We start from the raw sequence: 18,231 nt of genomic DNA, 5'->3' as shown, positions 1-18,231 counted from the left end.
TGACAAATGTATTTTATGTGAAATTGTTGTAAAGGAAGAAAAAACGTTCAAAAGTCCCAAAAAAAAGAACCTTATGTATTGACATAGGTCCTAATTGTCCTTATATTTCTTACCTTTACTTATTCTTGCCATCCTAGCTTCTCAAGTAATTGATAATCCTTTGATTTTTCCTGATCAATATGGTGCTTTATTGCAAAATCATCCAATTCTTCATAGATTTTCACTGGGGTAAAATCCACAAGCCGGATATTAAAACCAGTGTGAGTGTAAATAACAGCACCTTTTCTTGCCCAGCCATATCGTTTATATTTTATTTGGCTTATCTGGTTTGGTGTCACTTGCTTTTTGTATAATGTCAAGCCCTTCCAAGTCATGTGGTAAGTAATGGAATTTTCTTTTATGTGGCAGGAATAACGGATAAATGCTAATGCGATTAGTAATATGACTATAAAAACCTGAGAATATTCTTCCCATCCCCACGCAGAGAAATCTAACCTCCCTAACCTCACGAATAAAGGGGTAAAAAGTACTATTGCCAAGAACCCTAATACTTTTGAATTTCCGTGATAACAATATTCCATCTCTGCCACCAACCCTCCAATAGACCCTTTTCATAAAGCATACCATAAATTGGTTAAAGCGAATGTTAAATTTTTAATAACCCATCTTTTCCATATTCGCCCGCACTGCCTGTATGATAGCATCCCGGAAACCATTTGTTTCTAAAGCTGCTACAGACTGTATCGTTGTACCATCTGGTGAACATACATCATCCTTTAATTTAGCTGGATGTTCTCCAGTTTCCAACACCATTTTTGCAGCACCTAATGCAGCCTGGGCAGCAACGTTATATGCCTGTTCTCTCTCCATTCCATATAATACAGCAGCGTCAGCTAATGCTTCTATGTACATATACATAAATGCCGGAGATGAACCACCAACAGCGCTCGCTGTATCCATCAGTCTCTCTTCAATCACTTCAGCTTTTCCAATTCGATTAAATAGTGAAACCACTCTCTGTTTCTCGTTTTCATTTATAAAAGAATTAAAACTAATACTAGTTATCCCTTCCCCAACAAGCACTGGGGTATTTGGCATTGCTTTAACTAACTTTACTTTCCTTCCAAATCTCTCTTCATTTTCAGCAAGTCCTTCACCACCACCAATTAAAATAACAATTGAATCATCCTGGATGACGTCCCTGATTTCCTCAATAACAAGTGGATATTTATCAGGTGTTACAGATAGGAAGACTATATCACACAACTCGGCAACCTCTTGATTACTTTCCAAAGTTTGAATGTGATAGATTTCCTTTAATCGTATTAATTTATCCCATCCCCGATTTGAAGCAAAAATCTGATCTGGCTGATAACCTGCTTTTACCATTCCTCCAATAATAGCTTCTGCCATTTTACCACTACCAATGAAGCCAATCTTAGTATCCATATTAAAATCCTCTCCGTATTCATGTCGTCCTTATACATTTTAGTATAGGGTCTATTTATGAGCAAACGGACGACGCTGAAAAAACAGAAGAAAGGCCCTTACAATAACGTAAAGACCTTTAACTATATTAAGTGAAACTTCATTTGGCGCGTGGTTTCCCTTCCCCCCGCCAAACGTTAGTTGAACGAATCGGACCTTAATTGGCAGTTGAACCTCCACCTAAAATGCTTGATTTTCCCGCCTTCTGAAATGGGGGCTTACTGCCAGTTAAGGCGAAATAATTTAGTCTTCTTTTGAAGAATGGTGAAGTGGTGGCGGTACGAGCCACCCTTTTTCCTTCGTAAGTTTTAAAAACTTACCAGCTAATGTTGCTTTGTTCATGTGAAATTGCCCAAACATCATAGGAATGTCTTCACGTATGGACATACCCATGATTTGACTGCATGCTATAAGTCCAGCTGCCACTTTTGCAGAAGCTGCTGATGCAACATCTGCGTCTTGAAAACGTGCTCCAACTGGAATGTCATCTAATTCTACCCGTGGTGGTTCTGGAGCAGCAGGTGGGAGCCCTACCCCATTGTGTTTAAGTACTTCAGAAACTTGCTTTACCTCCTGCTGAGCTTGCTCAATTGCCTCTTTAAGGAGTTTCTTCAAGTCACCGTCGCCTACATGATTTAACAGCATTTGATGATCTGCGATTGTTTTGTTACATACCATTACAAATTCCCATAGACTAAATACTTCACCATAGTGCAATGGTTCTTCCTGTGGATTTCCGCTTAAAATTCCCATTTTAACCTCCCATAAAATTCATTTCGTGCCATCCTTCTTCTCTGCACATTTATATTGTGTTATGATGTGAGTAATATTATCCATTTATTTCAGCAACTTCTACTTCGTTTTTCCCCCTCTCTATTGCAAGAAATATCTCATTTTCTTTCCAAGTCTTCTAGCCTTCATTATTCTAGTATTCAAAAGCTTGGCTTTAACTCCAAAATTATCGGGAATTTACTAATAAGTTTTTTCAGAAGTGTGTACAACATGTTCTATTATTTATCACAACTGTTCATACTGTTGTTACTTGATAGAAACATTAATAGAAATTATGCAGGGTGTGAACAATATGTCTAAATTAATAAATATCATTATATTATTTCTTATAGCTTGGGGGGCTTGGCATTTTTATGGTGATGCCTTCAAAAATTCTGGCTTCTCTGGTGTGTATGAAGAGGTCTCAGCTGACGTCCAAGATATTAAACAGAATCCAGCAGTAAATGCCACCCTAAATACAATAACCGAGGAAATTCAAAACCTAATAGATAATTTAAACATTGGAGAAGAGTCCCAGCCAACTGATCCTGATGTAGAAAAACCAACCTTAGAAGCTCCAGAAGAACAATCGTTTTCCATTCACAATGTGGAAATTGGTGAGAAACGGACTAAGGTTGAAGAAGAAATTGGTGAACCCCAACGATCATCCGCGAATGAATACGGGGTCAACTGGGTGACCTATCATAAGAATTACCATAACTTTTTCATGGCTGCCTATAACGAGGACGGTAATGTTGCAGGTTTATATACCAATCAAGATCTATTGTCCTCAGAAGACGGCATTACCATAAACAGTTCTAGAGAAGATGTATTAAATTCATTCGGTGAACCTCTTAAAGCCATTCGTAAAGGTTTAGTGAATTACCAAATACAAAATGATGAGGAATACGACACTTTTCTTATTGCGAATAATTATGTTACCTTCTTTTATGATAAGCATGAAAATAATACGGTAACCGCCATACAAATTATTCAAGAGGGGCTTGAACAACAAAAAGATGCTTATTTTGCTGATCCAGGAAATGGGTTAAAAGAGGGGTTAGAATATCAACTGTTTGATCTTACAAATGCTACAAGAGTAGTACATGGTCTTCCTGTCTTAGAGTGGAACGAGCCATTACAAGGAACTGCTCGGGAGCACAGCACGGATATGGCAGAAAACAATTATTTTAGCCATACAAACTTAGATGGTCAATCACCCTTCGACCGCATGACGGAAGATAATATCGCTTATCGAACAGCTGGAGAAAACCTTGCTACCGGTCAGCCTAGCAGTATTTTTGCACATGAAGGCCTGATGAATTCACTTGGGCATAGGGAAAACATCTTACAAGGAAGTTTCGAAACCTTAGCCGTCGGTGTTTCGTTTGGCGAAAAGGCAAGGCCCTATTATACGGAGAATTTTGTGACGGAATAAAAACTTCAACAAAAAAGAGATTCATCTTGATGGCCTATTCGAAGATGAATCTCTTTTTTGATACCTTCAATTTTAAACCGTTCAAAATATTATAAGATAAGTTTAAAACTGCTATATTCCCTACCGTTTCCATCACGACTGGAAGCGTACCCTCACCTTCTGAAAAATGTAGCACAACTTTATCTTGATACCATGGTAGTCCAATAAATATATCCTCTGGGAGCCTTACCGGTCTTAATCGTAAATTTTTGTCACTTATAAGCATCTTCTCACCTAAATTCTTTAATTTGGTACTTGGGTAATTTTATTTAATTTTCCACTTACCTGTCGAAATCTAATGATATAAACACCTGGAATTGCTAAACATAAGAACCCTATTAACAAACCAACCTGTGACGACCAATATTCAGGAATAACTCCCGCTAATAAAGTACCAATAGCAGAAAACATCCCACTGATAACGTATGTAGCACTTCTAACTCTGGATAGTAATCCATCTGGCGTCACTCCTTGATGTACAGACGCTTGTACCACAAATGCCATTGAAAGAGCACCATCAAAAATCAGCATGCCTATACACAAGACTAGATAATTATTGAATAATCCAATAAGAAGAACTCCAAATGATGAGACGATTAATAGTACAGTAAGAAACAATAGCCAATTAACTTCTTTGAACCATTTCATTATAAGGATACCTATGATATTACCTGCCCCTGCGCAAGATAAGATGATGCCTATAAGCTCCTCAGACAGGTTTAATGTAACCCTTGCATGAAATATAACTGTTAACACTACAAATACCGTTGAAAAGCTTAAACTACACATAACTAATATACTTATTTTTTGAAAGGGATTTGAGAAAAGATGTTTTACTCCATCTTTTGCCTGATTAATAAATCTCTTGCTCTTGGTATCAATTCGAGCCCCTTTATTATAGATGAATTTTTCCCTGTAATTAACTTTTGTAATAAACACCATTGAACCAATTGATAACATTCCACAGACAAATAATGTCACACTTTCCCCTAAAAAAGCTAACAGCAAGCCGCCAAGAACAGGTCCTAAGAGCGTACTAAATGCATCGGCCGCCTCTAAACTTGTATGTGCTTCTGTTAGCTTGTCCCTACCAGCTACGGCAGGAAGCATTGTCGAGAATGCTGTTCTACTAACTAATGCCACCAGCCCCATTATAAATAATAGTAGCGCAATAATAGCTGAGTTAAATTGCTCTATCGTTATTAAGAATGTAAGTAGAAAAATACAAACAGCATAAAGCAAGTTACATATGGTAGCTATCTTAACTTTATTTCGGGTCTCTACAATAGTTCCTATTGGAATTGCAAATAAGATCGTACCTAACTGCTGGGATAATAACACAAGAGTTGTTGTAAGTGGTGAGCTAGTTAACCCTAACACAATAAGGGGGATAACTAGCTCTCTAAATCGACCATTCAGAACTGAAAGCAAATCTGAAAACCACAAAAAACTAAAGTTCTTATTAATTAATTGTAACTTCATAACGAAGCTCCTTAAAAGCGAATCAAATGCTTACTTGAAAAAATCTATGTTTTTCATATTATTACCTGGCAACATAATCCTCTCGAAATAAACTCATCACATATGCGTCATGGTAACTGCCATTAACAAAATATTGCTTTTTCAGCTCCCCTTCCACTTCAAAACCAACCTTTCGATATATGTGGATTGCTTTTTCATTAACCTTGATGACATTTAAAGATAACTTATGTATATTTAGTTGATTAAAGCAATAATCCACCACTAATTTCGTAGCATCAGCAGCATAGCCCTTCCCCTGGTGATCTGGGTGGATCATGATAGCAAACTGTGCAATTCGATGTCGCTGAATAATACCATAAAGTCCTAAATAACCAATTTTTTCTTGCCCATGATAAAGCATAAATTGCCTAATGGACTCATTTTCTTTTTGTTGCTCAAAATTTTTCTTTAATTTTTCCATATTTGTATAAGGTTCGGAAAACCAATAATCCATTACATCTGGATTTGTTCTCATGTTATGTAAGAACTCTAAGTCCTCTTTTTCCAATGGTTGAATATGTAAATTGTCTGTCATTTATAACACCTTTCTATAATTGTATTAATTCAAATATTAACAGAGTTTTTTATCTATTTCAGCTTTGTGAGAAGAAATCCCGGAAATTATCCCTCACGCAAGGTCTACGCATCGTTTTTATTAACTGGTACGAACGTTATGACAACCTTGTATTTTTATAAATGGGTCCTTTAAATTAATTATTATCAGAACTATTATGCATTTCTGCTAGATTAGTAAAGTAAACAAACAATACATACAAGAGGTGTAAAACATGAATTGGTATCTAGTTTGGATTATTGGGTTTCTCGTTACGATTTTAGGGGTCGGCGTTTATTATTCTCGTAAAATTAAGACAGCTGACGATTACACTATGGCGAATTTCAGCTTAGGTTTTTTTCCGATATGTGGAAGTATAATTGCAACATCACTAGGATCAGCTGCTGTCATCGGCTCTGCTGGGAAAGGTTTTGAGATTGGGATCTCCTGGTTCTTGACAAAACTACCAGTCGCGGGGTTTTCCATTTTATTAGCACTATTGTTAGGCTCTACGATTCGCAAATTAAAATTATATACCCTACCGGATTTATTTGTGCGTCGTTTCGGTAAAGCATCCGGTCTTATCCCAGCTTTAATTATTAGTATTCTTTACATGACACCTACATTTGGAATGCAAATCGTTGGGATGGGCTCTATCTTAACGACCATTATTGATATTTCTGTTACCTCTGCAATGCTGCTAGGTTTTGGGATTTCTGTTCTTTTCACTTTAATGGGTGGCCTTCCAAGTGTGGCTTGGACAGATGCGGTCCAATCAGTTTTAATATTAGCTGGACTAATTTTGATGTTTATTTTAGGGCTAAACTACGTTGGTGGTACAGAAGCTGTCGCTAATAACACACCACCTGAGCTATTTGATATCTTTGGACTTGGCAGTACGGAATTGATTAATTACCTAATTATTTTCGGACCGTTTTATTTGGTATGGCAAACGTCATGGCAGCGCATAGCAGCTGCAAAGAATGAAAAAATAGCAAAATCCGCTGTTACCACAGGTTTTATATTGACAGCTTTAGTAGGTGTTTTTGCTATAGGAATAGGGATTTTGGCAAGACAAGCTCTTCCCGCTAATACAGATCCTGACCTTGTTTACACAGCGTTTCTAACCGAGATTTTCCCTCCATCTATTGGTGGATTTTTCATGGTATCTTTGTTTGCAGCTGTATTGACTGGCGCAACCTCTTTCTTATTAAGCGGTGCCATGAATATATCAAAGGATATTTACCAAGGATGGATTTCTCCAAATGCTAGTAGCCAAAAGGTACTAAATGTATCTAGAATCTCTGTCGGTGCTATGGCTTTAGGGGGGCTTCTTGTAGCTCTACTAATTACAGATATTATAGCAATCTACACATATGCTCTTTCTTTATCGGCCATTACAATGGTTGTACCAGTTCTAGCTGCTATGTTTTGGAAGAGAGCTACGAAAGCTGGAATGATTGCAAGTGTAATAGGATCGTTAGTTGTAGCAGTTGCATGGAGTCTATTAAGAAAACCATTTGGATTGCATGAAATTATACCTGGCATGTTGGCTTCCTTTACCATTTTAGTAGTAGTTAGCCTGCTTACAAAGCATTCATCTGACGAGCAAGTGAAGGCATACTTCTTTTCTATGAAACATGTAAAAGAAACACCTGAACAAGAAAGTAAAGCACTATAATCTTGGAGGAGGATTTAAATGACTAACGTTGATTTATTATTTAAAAATGGGAACGTCCTAACACTTGATAAAAATAATACTATTGCCGGTTCGGTAGCAGTTTCAGATGGTAGGATTATTGGAATCTGGTCAGAACCAGAACCACCAAAGGAAACGGTTGAAATTTCATCCAATACAACAGTAATAGACCTTAAGGGAGATACTCTATTACCCGGTTTCATTGATACGCATAACCACATCTTAACGCACGGATTAATGCGGGATTGGGTTGATTGTAGCACCCCACCAAACAAAACTATCAAAGACATTAAATCTGCAATTTCTAATGCAACTAATAATCTGTCTGACGGAGACTGGGTGCAAGGGTATGGATATGATGACACCCTTTTAGAGGATCAAAGACATCCAACGAGACATGATTTGGACGAGGTTTCACCAAATAACCCAGTGTTTATCAAACATATATCTGGACATTTAGCTGTAGCAAATTCAGTCGCAATGGAATTAGCTGGTTTAAATGTTCATACTGATGACCCTCCATCAGGCCATTTTGGAAGAGATGATAATGGAAAACTAAATGGTGTTCTCTATGAGCATGAAGCTATGCAAGTTATTCAACAGATTATCCCACAAAAAACGGTAGACGAAATGGTTATTAATCTAGAAAAAGCAGCATATGAGTATATATCTCATGGGATTACGACAAACAGTGATGCGGCTGTAAGAAATAGGCAGGAGTTAGAAGTCCATCTTAAAGCAGCCAAAACAAATAAAAATTCTATGAGAACACAATTAATGATTATGCACAATCTCTTTAGAAATGGAGAAGTATTTGGCGCCTATACTCCAGAGGAGCTCAATAAAGAGATAATGGATAACTCTAATGGGCTAGCTAAGCTTGATAGTGCAAAAATGTTTCAGGATGGTTCTATTCAAGGACTAACAGGAGCATTAAGGGAAGACTATTATAAGAACCCAGGTTTAAAAGGGGATTTAATTCATGATCAGGAATCCTTTCAAGAAGAAGTCCTCGACTTGCATCGACGTGGATTCCGCATTACCACCCACGGAAATGGAGACAGGGCAATAGGGTCTATTTTAGATGCCTATGAATATGCTCTATCTAAACATCCAAGGGAAAACCACAAACATCGAATTGAACATGTCCAAGCAGCAACCCCGGGCGATTTAGAAAAGATGGCAACTCTTGATGTAGCTGGTTCATTCTTTATTAACCACGTGTATTATTGGGGTGACAGGCATAAGAATATCTTCCTTGGACCAGAAAGAGCTAAACGAATCAGTCCGCTAGCAGAAGCTGTGCAACATAACTTATTATTTACCTTGCATTCTGATTGCCCAATCACACCTATTTCACCTTTATTCTCGGTATGGGCTGCAGTGAACCGGATTACTAGGAACGGTGAAATACTTGGACCCGAGCAAAAAATAGACGTTATCACCGCACTAAAAGCGATGACAATATACGGTGCGGAACTTATTTTTGATAGCGAAAACCTTGGGAGTATCGAAGTTGGTAAACTAGCAGATTTCACAATACTTGAAGCAGACCCTACAACTGTTGACCCTATAGAAATCAAAGATATAAAAATAAAGTCAACAATCATTAACGGAAAAATTGTTTATGGAAATAAATCTTTAGTATTGAGTTAGCATGAGTAAGACATAAAACTGCTGCCTTTTCCGGTGGTGGCAGTTTTATGTACTTATTGCTTTCTGGATAATTTAATTTTAAAGGAATACATATCAGACCTATAATAAGCATTTTCAAATTCTACAAACTTTCCATTTATATCCGTAATAACTCTATTAGCATTTAACACATGAGAGTTATTAGGAATATTTAATAACGCAGCATCCTCTTTTGAAATTTTAACCGATTTAATAATTTGCTCAGCTTCGAAAGTCTTTCCACCTAGTTCTCGCTCTAATAAGTCATAAAATGCTTCTGTATTTAAATCATACTTACTTAAATTTCTACCTAATTCTATTGGGTAATAATGTCGCTCGATACCTAAAGGGATATTGTTTGCATATTTAAGCCGCTTAAAATGGTAAGCTTTACTTAAACCTGTTATTTCTTTGGTAAAATCATCTAACACAATTATCTCTGCCTTTAGTAATTTTGTATCGGGGATCATACCCATTCGTTCTATTATTTCGTTCGTGCTACTTAAATTTCCTAACCAATCATTTACAGGTCTTAAAACTACAAAGGTACCCTTTCCAGGTCTTTTTTCAAGGATTCCTTCATTAACTAGTTGATTAATACTTTGTCGCACCGTGCTTCTACTTACATAATATTCATCCATTAGCTCTCTTTCACTTGGAATTTTTTTAGTATATTTTCCGTCAAATATTTTCTTTTTTATAGCCTCTCTTAATTGATTATGCAGAGGTATGGAATTTGTATAATTAAGAGACATCGAAAGTTCCCCCAACGCTTTAGTATGGTAATTTTGTAGACTTGGAGATTGAAAAAGATCTAAAATCATTAAATAGTCTAATTTTAATCATTAATACCATTAAAGCCTGAGAGAAGCAAGCCGTATTATCTGATATGTATTATAAACACCATTAATAGATTTCCCTCATAACCTCCTAAATCGAAAAATAGCAACAGGCGGGATCTCATACCAATCAAATTTGGTAGCACCTGTTTCTTCTTGGAAACTTGGTTCTTCCAGGCCATCCAACACGAAGCCTAGCTCAGAAAATAACTTTATATACGCATTTAGTGGTCTATGAAACATATAGTGGGGAACATTCTGACCCTTTATTCCAATTGCTTCATAAGCCTCAGGTTTGAGATATTTAAAAGTTTGAATGCTATTTCTCGTAACAATTTTCCCATCAACATCTTCTGACTCATTTATTTGTTTAACACCAGGGGTTTGAAAACAAGGGTGCGTAATCGAGAATACAAATGTCCCGTCTGGCTTTAATACCTGATATAATGTCTTTATTAATGGAATAATGTCCGCAATGTCCATTAATGCCATATTTGCTACGGCACTGTCATATTGCAATTTAGCGACTGCACTCAATTCGTCCAAGCTAGTGGCATCTATCACTTTATAATCAATTTGATTCAGATATTCTTTAGACCGCTTTTTTGCTCGTTCAATCATCGTAGCACTATAATCGAACGCAACTACTTTTGCACCTAGTTCCGCCAGTCTTCGTGAGAAATTTCCATTCCCACATGCAATATCTAATATGGTTTGTCCCTTTTTTAAAGCTAACAATTTTTCTGTGTATGGTCTTATTAACTCGCGGTGAAATCGGTTACTCTCCCCTCCCATGTAGTCATCCCAATTTCCAGCATTTGTTTCCCATCTCGCCTGGGAATCTTCTATAAGTTCCTTCCATTCCCTCAACCTTATTACCCCTTTCTTTTAACTAAATATAATAAGCCATTAAAATATCATCACTGTACGTGCCATCTTCATATTTTATTTGGTTAATTTGTTTACCCTCTTCTTTAAATCCCATACACTTGTATACATGAATAGCCCTTTTGTTAAGTGACGTCACACCTAGACAAATCTTTTCTATGTTATTCTCTTTTCTAGCCCAGTCAATCAGGCGCTCAAGGAGCTTTGTGCCAATACCTTGGTTGGTATATTCATCTACAATTCCCATGCCCAGTGATCCTGTATGTTGCAGACGAGAAGGTACGTACCGATTAAAAATTAAGAAACCAACTATGTTACTATTAAACTCCGCAACAATATACAAGTTATTTTTCTCCTGGCTCTTACGTATTTTTTCTATTTCTACATTAGGGTTATCCGGTAGCTCACCTGAAGAAGATATAAAGAATTTTGTTGTCTTTTGTGAAAGGATAATTTCTTTTTTTATATGTATTAATGCGGGTGCATCTTCTTCTTCGGCAATTCGAATCATTATCATTAATTAACCTCCTATTCACAAAGCATATAAATACGGAAATAATAGGTACGTTTTAGTTGTAAAGGAATAGAGTGCCCAGTAAAGTGACGTATTTATTTCAACTCGCCCTTCATCTTCCTAGCTTCTTCTAACATAAAGGAAACAAGACAAACGAGCACCCCACTTAGTGAAACAAATAGCCCCACTGTGGACGAATTGTTTGTAGTTAAAATAAGTGCTATTCCGAATAAAGTAACAGAGATTCCTAACAGTGATAAAAGTATATCCTCTCTCCCTTTTTTTACTTTGCCATTATATAACCTAAGTAGACCCCTAAAGGAATTGACGCCCAAGTAGTGAAAAGCGACAAAACAAAATATCTTACTAAATTTTTTAAGAACTGTAAAAAACCAAATGTGGCGCCAATCCCCCAAATGAAAAGTATTACAAAATACTCAGGTTCTAACCCCAAGTCAGCTTTAGTGTTTAGAATGGCACCTCCTACAAAAAATAAAGTAATCAAAAGAGCTAAGGTACCGCTCAACAAAAGGTTAGACAATGTTATGATGTGACGAGTTCCCACGTTATGCCCCTCCCGCTGCTTTTAGGCCAAATTAAAACTATTAAAGACCTAATCTATTACCAACATATTGGCCTCATCAAACTCCCAGTCTTCTCCATATGCAACTTCCCAATAGTAGCCATCAAGATCCGTAAAGTATCCTCCATATCCGCCCCAGTCGGTTGCTATAGGCTCTTTTACAATTTTGGCCCCTACTAATCTTGCCTTTTGTAAGACATTATCAACTTCTTCTTTTGATTTCGCATTATATGCCAAGGTAATCCCAGGAAAGCCTTCAGGTGTTGTTGGCGGATTCTCACTATTTATATCCTTTGCAAGCTCCTCTAGTGGATATAAGGCAATCCTTGAACCTTCATTCCTAAAGAAAATAATAGCTGGATTGGTTTCAGGTCCGCGAATTGCTGTATCAAAACCTAGCTCCTGGAAAAAATTAAGCGCCTTTATAATATCCTTTGTACCAAGTGTAATTAAGTTTACCCTATTCACGTTCTAACCCCCTTATCAGTTTTGCTATATATTCTTTCTACATGGAAGCTCCAATAACCTTTAATAACAATAGACTTCTCATAAAGACTGCCATACAATCTCCCGATATTTAACAAACCCCAGCTTTTCATAAAATTCATCAGCAATATTATTATTAAACCAGTAATCTAGCTCTATCCTATCTGTCTCTTTTTCTTTTGCCACGGAGTATATGTAGTTCATTAATTTAGTACCATACCCTTTTTTTCTATGTGTGGAATTAATACTTAACTGGTGGACATAAAGAGATCTATATGCCTTTTTAAAAGCATTCTCAGGATATTCTCTTATTTCAAGCCAAGCATAACCAACTGCTTGCTGGCAATCTTTTACTAGTAGGAAGATAAAATGATCTTTGTTGATAAGCTTTCTAAATTCTTCTCTCGCTGAGTTATAGTCGTATTCTTTAAAGTGCTTGGGGTATAAAGAATAGTGTAGATCATGGACAGGTTTGTTTAATATTGCAATTAATTCATAATCACTTGTTTGGCTTATTTTCATATTACATCCCCTTAAACATCTATTTATTTCTTAACAATCTTTTAATCGCTCTAATCTGGCCCCGGTGATTGATTTCATCTTCCATAACGTGAAACCATAAATAGTAATTATTATATAAAACGCCATTATCCCACTTATTTTCTTCAAACAACCAAGCGTCTTGAACACCTTTTAAATATAATAGCGTCTTCTCCCTAACGCGTGATAATTCTTCTATGTAACATTGCACAGAATTAAACTTTATGCTATTTCTCGCTCTATCTCCTAAAACCAAAGCATTTCCCCATTTTTCATATTCTTCTTTTGTCAAATCTCTTCTTTCAAACGAGATAACTTGGTGCACATACTCGATCGAATTGATATGGGCTAGGAGTGCACCTATTGAATTTGCGCTGTCACATGTTAAATAATCCAATTCTTTCTGTGTTAAATCAGAAATTTCTTTTAAAGTGATCTCCCTAGAATGTTGCAACATCCATACAAGCTCACCTACTTTTTCACTATAGTTGTTACCCCCGATTATTTGATAATTGATCATCAAGCTACCTCCAATTTACTCTTTAGAATAAAATCCACTCAGTATTAAGCACCTAAAAAGGAATGATCATGCTCAATCCTCATCCTAAAGTGATTCATTATCCGTATTTCATTTTCCGTCAGCTTGTCTTGGTCCCAATACATATGCATTAAGCTATACTCGAATATTTCCTTCAATTTTATAAACAGAGGAAGCTGGTCTATCATTTCTATAGATAGTGTATTCTCTTCCTGATATCCCTTTATTATTGCTTGGGTAATTTGCTGTCTATAGTCCGAAATGTTACCTCCTCCTACAAAGGAATACTCAACAGCACTATAAATCGGTACAGCTAAATCAAAAATATAAAAATGTTTCTCACAATCTTGGAAATCGACCATTGTTAATTTCAGGTCTTTATCTACTAATATATTTCCTAACCATAAGTCTCCGTGCAGCAACCCATAATTAAATGTACTTTTTGGAAGTTTTTTAATTGTTGTTACAACCTCTTCCGCTATATTCCTAATTGTGGTTTCTTCTTTTGGAATATATTTATGGAAGGCATATTCCTCGTTCTCATGCCAATCTCTAATGTATTTTACCGGGTGTTTATCTTCATATTGCTTAGAGAGATGGTGTAATTTTCCTATTTGCCGCCCTAATTCTTTTAATACATCGGCATCCCATTGTTTTCTTGGTAAATGGATGCCGGGAGCCGCTTGATAAAGAACTGTTAATAACTCCCTTCCGTCAATTGGTATATTTTCTACTACCTTACCATTAATAGAAGTTATCACTGGCGATACGCCAAAACCTCTTTTATGTAAGTAGCTTGTATAATTTACTTCTTCAAGTTGCTCCTCGTAATTCTTGTAATTGGTTACCCGTGCAAAAAACTCACCTTCATTGGCAATACAACGAAACATTTCATTTGTTACAGCTTCTACTTTTTGTATTTTTAATGCGTATTTTTCATTAAGTAGTCCAAGTATTTTTTGTTCCATTTTTTTCCCCTCTTTTAATCAAGCTTTTAAACATACCCCATATTTTAGTTCAAACTATCAGAACTGAATGTTTGCGTATACTTCCCATCCTTATAGTTTTCTTTAAAATTATCGTTACTCAATTCTTTTATTAGTCCTTTCCAAAAGGAACGCGCAGGCTTATTATTTTCTATTTGCGTAATTTCCCACTCCCCAGGAAACATGGTAAACATTTTTTTAGCAATTTCTTTGCCAAATCCATTTCCGCTATGTTTGGCCATAATATAGAACTCTAGTATTGTGTTTCGGTTTGACTCTGTAGCACTATTCATTAGAACAAAACCAATTAATTCACTGTCCAAGTTTATGAAAAACGCATGAAAGGTGTCATTGTTCCAGTAATTATCTAACTTAAATGGCTTATAAAGACCATTATTATCCAATCTAATCGAAGGAATATATTTACTAAATTCATAAATATAAAATTGCATCATATTGTGTAGTACTTCTTCTTGGCATTCTTGAACCTCTTGCAATGTCAACATAAATCTTTTTGGCTCCTTTTCTCACTTATTGTCTTCAATCCGAATAACTCGTCAGAAATGTATGAAAACTACTTTTTAAGTTTACCATAAAAAATAAACTGTGTAGCCACGGGGTACCGACCCCCGAAAGTTAGAGTTTCAACTCTAACTTTCGGGGGTGTTTTTATGGCTAAATATAGTGAAGAATTTAAAATTAAGCTCGTCACAGAGTATTTATATGGCAACCTAGGATATAGATCGTTGGCAAAAAAATATAATATGGCTAGTGAAACATCAATTATTGAATGGGTAAAAGTATATAAGTCTCAAGGAATGGATGGGTTAAAAAGAAGGCAGACGAAGGAGATGTATCCTGTTCAATTTAAATTGGATACGGTACAATTTGTGTTAGAGACAGGTGCTTCTTTTTTAGAAACTGCTGTTCAATTTAATTTGAACAACCCATCCTTAATAAGGCGTTGGATGAAGGATTTTAAGAAACAAGGGATAGAAGGCCTGGAACCAAAACCAAAGGGGAGACCTTCTATGTCTAAAAAACCTAATAAATCAAAGAAAAAAGTTGAGGCAAATTTAACACGTGAAGAAGAATTAGAACGTGAAAATGAACTACTTAAGCTAGAAAATGCGTATCTAAAAAAGTTGAGAGCTTTTCGGGAAAATCCGAATGCGTTCCACGAAAAGCACAGGCAAAAGTGGCATTCGCACTCAAAGAGGAAGGATACCGATTAAAGGATATATTTGTTGTAGTAGGTATTCCTGAAGCAACCTATCACTATCATGTCAAGAACTTCGGGAAAGAAGAAGTGGATACAGAACTAAAGGATCTCATTACACGGCTATTTAAGAAGTTTCATGAGCGATATGGTTATAAACGTATTACAAAAGAATTAAAGAAATTAGGACATTCTATCAATCATAAAAAAGTGTATCGTATTATGCGAGAACTAGGATTAAAATGCGTGAAATTTATGCGGAAGTCTCGTAAATATAATTCCTTTAAGGGGAAAGTAGGAAAAGTAGCGAAAAATCGATTGTCTCGTCGCTTTAGCACGCCTATCCCTCTTCAGAAATTAGTAACCGACATTACAGAATTTAAATGTCTAGGTGAAGACAAGTTATACTTAAATCCAATTCTTGATCTTTATAACGGAGAGATTATTGCGTTTGAAATCAGGAAACGTCCAACGTTAGATCTTGTCATGGAACCTTTGAAAGAAACGATTGAGATAATAAAGAATCATGCGACCTATCGCACCACTATCCATTCTGATCAAGGATGGCATTATCAGCACAACCAATGGGTAAGTACATTAAAACAAAATAAAGTATTCCAAAGCATGTCACGTAAAGCTACTTGTGCAGACAATGCTTCAATAGAGAATTTCTTTGGTCTATTGAAACAAGAAATGTATTATGGAGAAGAACTAGTAAGCTATGAGGAATTAAAAAGACGAATTGAAGAATACATCTACTGGTATAACCATGAACGATCAAAAGAAAAATTGGCTGGATTGAGTCCAGTAGAATACCGAACTCAATCTAGCCAATCAGCTGCATAACAAGACTCTAACTTTTGGGGGTAACCACCGTGCCACACAGTTTAGACTTTTAAATTATTAACTTCCTTCATTCGATACTAAAGAAGACTTCGTAACCGACTTCTAGGAAGGTAGTGCTTGCGTTATTTTTCTTCACCTAAGTGTTGCTGTAATCTATCCCTGGTGGATTCCAATACAGCCGGATCAATTTCCGTATAGTATATCCCGTCAATAAACTTATCCTCCACTCCTTCTTCCATTTCAATGACTCTTATGGCTTCCGAAGTTTTCTGTTCAGCTTTAAATTGGCTATATACATCATTTGGGATATTTGTTTCACTTTCTGTTAACAGTGTTTGAAACTGTGAAAAGGAGAGACTTTGCAATACATCCCCAATTTCCTGCTTTAGAATGGTTTCCTGTTGCTCCTCATCCTCACTAATCCCTAGAGCTTTAAAAAAATCTTTCACTTGTACCGTAGCATAATAATCAATAGGCATGTCGAAGAGGTTTGAAACTGTTTTCACAACAGGGATTGGTGCTGTATTGTAAGCATAAGCATGGGTCAGCTTATCTTTTGAAATAATTTCTCCTTCTGCATTATATATATCGACATACGCATCGCGAGATATCGGGACTAAATTTATGCTATTGTCCTGGCTATTGTATGTCATCAAAACAGTAAAATCGCTTCTACGTGTGACTGGGTTTTCTCCGATTAATAAAGCAGAAAATGATAGTTCTTTATGTCGGGAAGTCTGTTGCTGCGCGTTTTGTGAATTCATATCATTATTTGCAAATAGGTTAGGGATCAGGATTCCAATTGCTAGCATGATGACCACTACACTTCCTAAAACAGGTCCTAAATGTCTTCTCATTTTTTCAGGAAAAAGCGAGCCCTTCTGTTGCCCTCTTTGCCGGATTTTATTAAATGTGCTATTTCTGTCATCTTCCGTAAAATTTAAATCTTCATCATCCATATAGGAAAATAACTTCTTTTTTGACTTTTCATCCATGAACATTTCCCTCCTCCATTAAGCTTTTTAACCTTTTCTTCCCTCTGCTCAGCCGAGTTTTCACGGTGTTCAGATTAAGCTCTGTCAATTGGGCAATTTCTTCTAGTGAAAAAGATTTATAGTAAAATAGAAAAATAACTTCGCGATATTTTCGTGGTAAAGAAAAGATTAAATTCTTCATCTCTTCGTGTTCGGAATCTTTTACCACCTGCTCTTCAGTAGAAGGTGAAAAGGGGGTAACTACACTTTCAAAAAGATTCTTAACATGGACTTTCCGGTAATGCCAGCTCTTTAAATAATCCTTGCATTGGTTAATCGTGATTCTATAGAGCCATGTCTTAATTGAGGAGTCAAAACGAAAATCATTTAAGTTTTCATAGCATTTAATAAACGTGTTTTGTACCATATCCTTGGCAGTCTCATTATCTTTTACATAGTGAAACGCTAATCTAACTAATTCACCTCCATGTTCCTTCATAATTTCTTCTAATATTTCTTCTTTTGTCCTCTCCATAACTGCCCTCTTTCCCAACCTCTTTCCTTCCTTTGGCCTTTAGACGACCACCATTCTAATATAGTTTCATAATCTGTATTTTTTTAGGTGGAAATAAAAA

General features: G+C 36.2%; 21 protein-coding genes. 5 read left to right on the top strand and 16 right to left on the bottom strand.

Features of this window, described 5'->3' with window-relative positions; translation table 11 throughout:
* Positions 1-119: 119 nt before the first annotated feature.
* The 3 genes from LG273_RS06920 to LG273_RS06910 form a co-directional block, all read right to left on the bottom strand.
* Positions 120-374 carry a hypothetical protein gene (locus LG273_RS06920; protein WP_404458848.1) on the bottom strand — a complete coding sequence of 85 codons (255 nt, stop codon included), beginning with the start codon at positions 372-374 and terminating at the stop codon, positions 120-122.
* A gap of 280 nt (positions 375-654) precedes the next feature.
* The gene (gene proC, locus LG273_RS06915; RefSeq protein WP_404458846.1) at positions 655-1,449 is read right to left on the bottom strand and encodes a pyrroline-5-carboxylate reductase; all 795 of its coding nucleotides are present in this window, start codon (positions 1,447-1,449) and stop codon (positions 655-657) included.
* 282 nt (positions 1,450-1,731) lie between these two features.
* Positions 1,732-2,241 carry a DUF3231 family protein gene (locus tag LG273_RS06910; RefSeq protein ID WP_404458844.1) on the bottom strand — a complete coding sequence of 170 codons (510 nt, stop codon included), beginning with the start codon at positions 2,239-2,241 and terminating at the stop codon, positions 1,732-1,734.
* Between the two features lie 331 nt (positions 2,242-2,572).
* Between LG273_RS06910 and LG273_RS06905 the strand changes: the two genes are divergently transcribed.
* Positions 2,573-3,697: a CAP domain-containing protein gene (locus tag LG273_RS06905; protein ID WP_404458842.1), complete on the top strand. Its 1,125-nt coding sequence runs from the start codon at positions 2,573-2,575 to the stop codon at positions 3,695-3,697.
* Positions 3,698-3,979: 282 nt separating this feature from the next.
* Here the strand turns inward: LG273_RS06905 and LG273_RS06900 are convergent, their stop codons facing one another.
* Together LG273_RS06900 and LG273_RS06895 are read right to left on the bottom strand one after the other, a co-directional pair.
* Positions 3,980-5,218, bottom strand: a complete 1,239-nt coding sequence (locus LG273_RS06900) for an MFS transporter (protein WP_404458840.1) — start codon at positions 5,216-5,218, stop codon at positions 3,980-3,982.
* Positions 5,219-5,279: 61 nt separating this feature from the next.
* The gene (locus tag LG273_RS06895) at positions 5,280-5,792 is read right to left on the bottom strand and encodes a GNAT family N-acetyltransferase (protein WP_404458838.1); all 513 of its coding nucleotides are present in this window, start codon (positions 5,790-5,792) and stop codon (positions 5,280-5,282) included.
* A gap of 253 nt (positions 5,793-6,045) precedes the next feature.
* Between LG273_RS06895 and LG273_RS06890 the strand changes: the two genes are divergently transcribed.
* Together LG273_RS06890 and LG273_RS06885 are read left to right on the top strand one after the other, a co-directional pair.
* Positions 6,046-7,491 carry a sodium:solute symporter gene (locus LG273_RS06890; protein ID WP_404458836.1) on the top strand — a complete coding sequence of 482 codons (1,446 nt, stop codon included), beginning with the start codon at positions 6,046-6,048 and terminating at the stop codon, positions 7,489-7,491.
* An 18-nt stretch (positions 7,492-7,509) separates the two neighbouring features.
* Complete coding sequence (locus tag LG273_RS06885) at positions 7,510-9,165, top strand: amidohydrolase (protein WP_404458834.1); 1,656 nt, start codon at positions 7,510-7,512, stop codon at positions 9,163-9,165.
* Positions 9,166-9,218: 53 nt separating this feature from the next.
* Here the strand turns inward: LG273_RS06885 and LG273_RS06880 are convergent, their stop codons facing one another.
* The 9 genes from LG273_RS06880 to LG273_RS06840 form a co-directional block, all read right to left on the bottom strand.
* Complete coding sequence (locus LG273_RS06880) at positions 9,219-9,938, bottom strand: GntR family transcriptional regulator (protein WP_379562434.1); 720 nt, start codon at positions 9,936-9,938, stop codon at positions 9,219-9,221.
* Positions 9,939-10,103: 165 nt separating this feature from the next.
* The gene (locus LG273_RS06875) at positions 10,104-10,892 is read right to left on the bottom strand and encodes a class I SAM-dependent methyltransferase (RefSeq protein WP_379562435.1); all 789 of its coding nucleotides are present in this window, start codon (positions 10,890-10,892) and stop codon (positions 10,104-10,106) included.
* Positions 10,893-10,914: 22 nt separating this feature from the next.
* Positions 10,915-11,421: a GNAT family N-acetyltransferase gene (locus tag LG273_RS06870; protein WP_379562485.1), complete on the bottom strand. Its 507-nt coding sequence runs from the start codon at positions 11,419-11,421 to the stop codon at positions 10,915-10,917.
* 286 nt (positions 11,422-11,707) lie between these two features.
* Complete coding sequence (locus LG273_RS06865; RefSeq protein WP_379562436.1) at positions 11,708-11,989, bottom strand: hypothetical protein; 282 nt, start codon at positions 11,987-11,989, stop codon at positions 11,708-11,710.
* Between the two features lie 48 nt (positions 11,990-12,037).
* Positions 12,038-12,475, bottom strand: a complete 438-nt coding sequence (locus tag LG273_RS06860; RefSeq protein WP_404458831.1) for a VOC family protein — start codon at positions 12,473-12,475, stop codon at positions 12,038-12,040.
* Positions 12,476-12,553: 78 nt separating this feature from the next.
* Positions 12,554-13,015, bottom strand: a complete 462-nt coding sequence (locus LG273_RS06855; RefSeq protein ID WP_379562438.1) for a GNAT family N-acetyltransferase — start codon at positions 13,013-13,015, stop codon at positions 12,554-12,556.
* Positions 13,016-13,034: 19 nt separating this feature from the next.
* Complete coding sequence (locus LG273_RS06850; protein ID WP_404458829.1) at positions 13,035-13,553, bottom strand: DinB family protein; 519 nt, start codon at positions 13,551-13,553, stop codon at positions 13,035-13,037.
* Between the two features lie 44 nt (positions 13,554-13,597).
* The gene (locus LG273_RS06845; RefSeq protein ID WP_404458827.1) at positions 13,598-14,539 is read right to left on the bottom strand and encodes a phosphotransferase enzyme family protein; all 942 of its coding nucleotides are present in this window, start codon (positions 14,537-14,539) and stop codon (positions 13,598-13,600) included.
* 44 nt (positions 14,540-14,583) lie between these two features.
* Complete coding sequence (locus LG273_RS06840) at positions 14,584-15,063, bottom strand: GNAT family N-acetyltransferase (RefSeq protein WP_404458825.1); 480 nt, start codon at positions 15,061-15,063, stop codon at positions 14,584-14,586.
* A gap of 165 nt (positions 15,064-15,228) precedes the next feature.
* On the opposite strand from LG273_RS06840, the gene LG273_RS06835 reads away from it, so the two are divergent.
* Together LG273_RS06835 and LG273_RS06830 are read left to right on the top strand one after the other, a co-directional pair.
* Positions 15,229-15,792 (top strand): helix-turn-helix domain-containing protein, encoded by a 564-nt coding sequence (locus tag LG273_RS06835; RefSeq protein WP_404458823.1) that lies wholly within the window; start codon positions 15,229-15,231, stop codon positions 15,790-15,792.
* Positions 15,756-16,622, top strand: a complete 867-nt coding sequence (locus tag LG273_RS06830) for an IS3 family transposase (protein WP_404458821.1) — start codon at positions 15,756-15,758, stop codon at positions 16,620-16,622. The genes LG273_RS06835 and LG273_RS06830 overlap by 37 nt, the downstream gene beginning before the upstream one ends.
* Positions 16,623-16,744: 122 nt before the next feature.
* Here the strand turns inward: LG273_RS06830 and LG273_RS06825 are convergent, their stop codons facing one another.
* Complete coding sequence (locus tag LG273_RS06825; RefSeq protein WP_404458819.1) at positions 16,745-17,617, bottom strand: LCP family protein; 873 nt, start codon at positions 17,615-17,617, stop codon at positions 16,745-16,747.
* Positions 17,610-18,131 (bottom strand): sigma-70 family RNA polymerase sigma factor, encoded by a 522-nt coding sequence (locus LG273_RS06820; RefSeq protein ID WP_404458817.1) that lies wholly within the window; start codon positions 18,129-18,131, stop codon positions 17,610-17,612. Before LG273_RS06820 ends, LG273_RS06825 begins: the two co-directional genes overlap by 8 nt.
* Positions 18,132-18,231 lie beyond the last annotated feature (100 nt).

The organism is Oceanobacillus kapialis, from assembly GCF_044790185.1.
GTDB lineage: Bacteria > Bacillota > Bacilli > Bacillales > Amphibacillaceae > Oceanobacillus_B > Oceanobacillus_B kapialis.
Note: the sequence above shows the minus strand (reverse complement) of the source record. Positions and strands in the feature narration are given on the sequence as shown.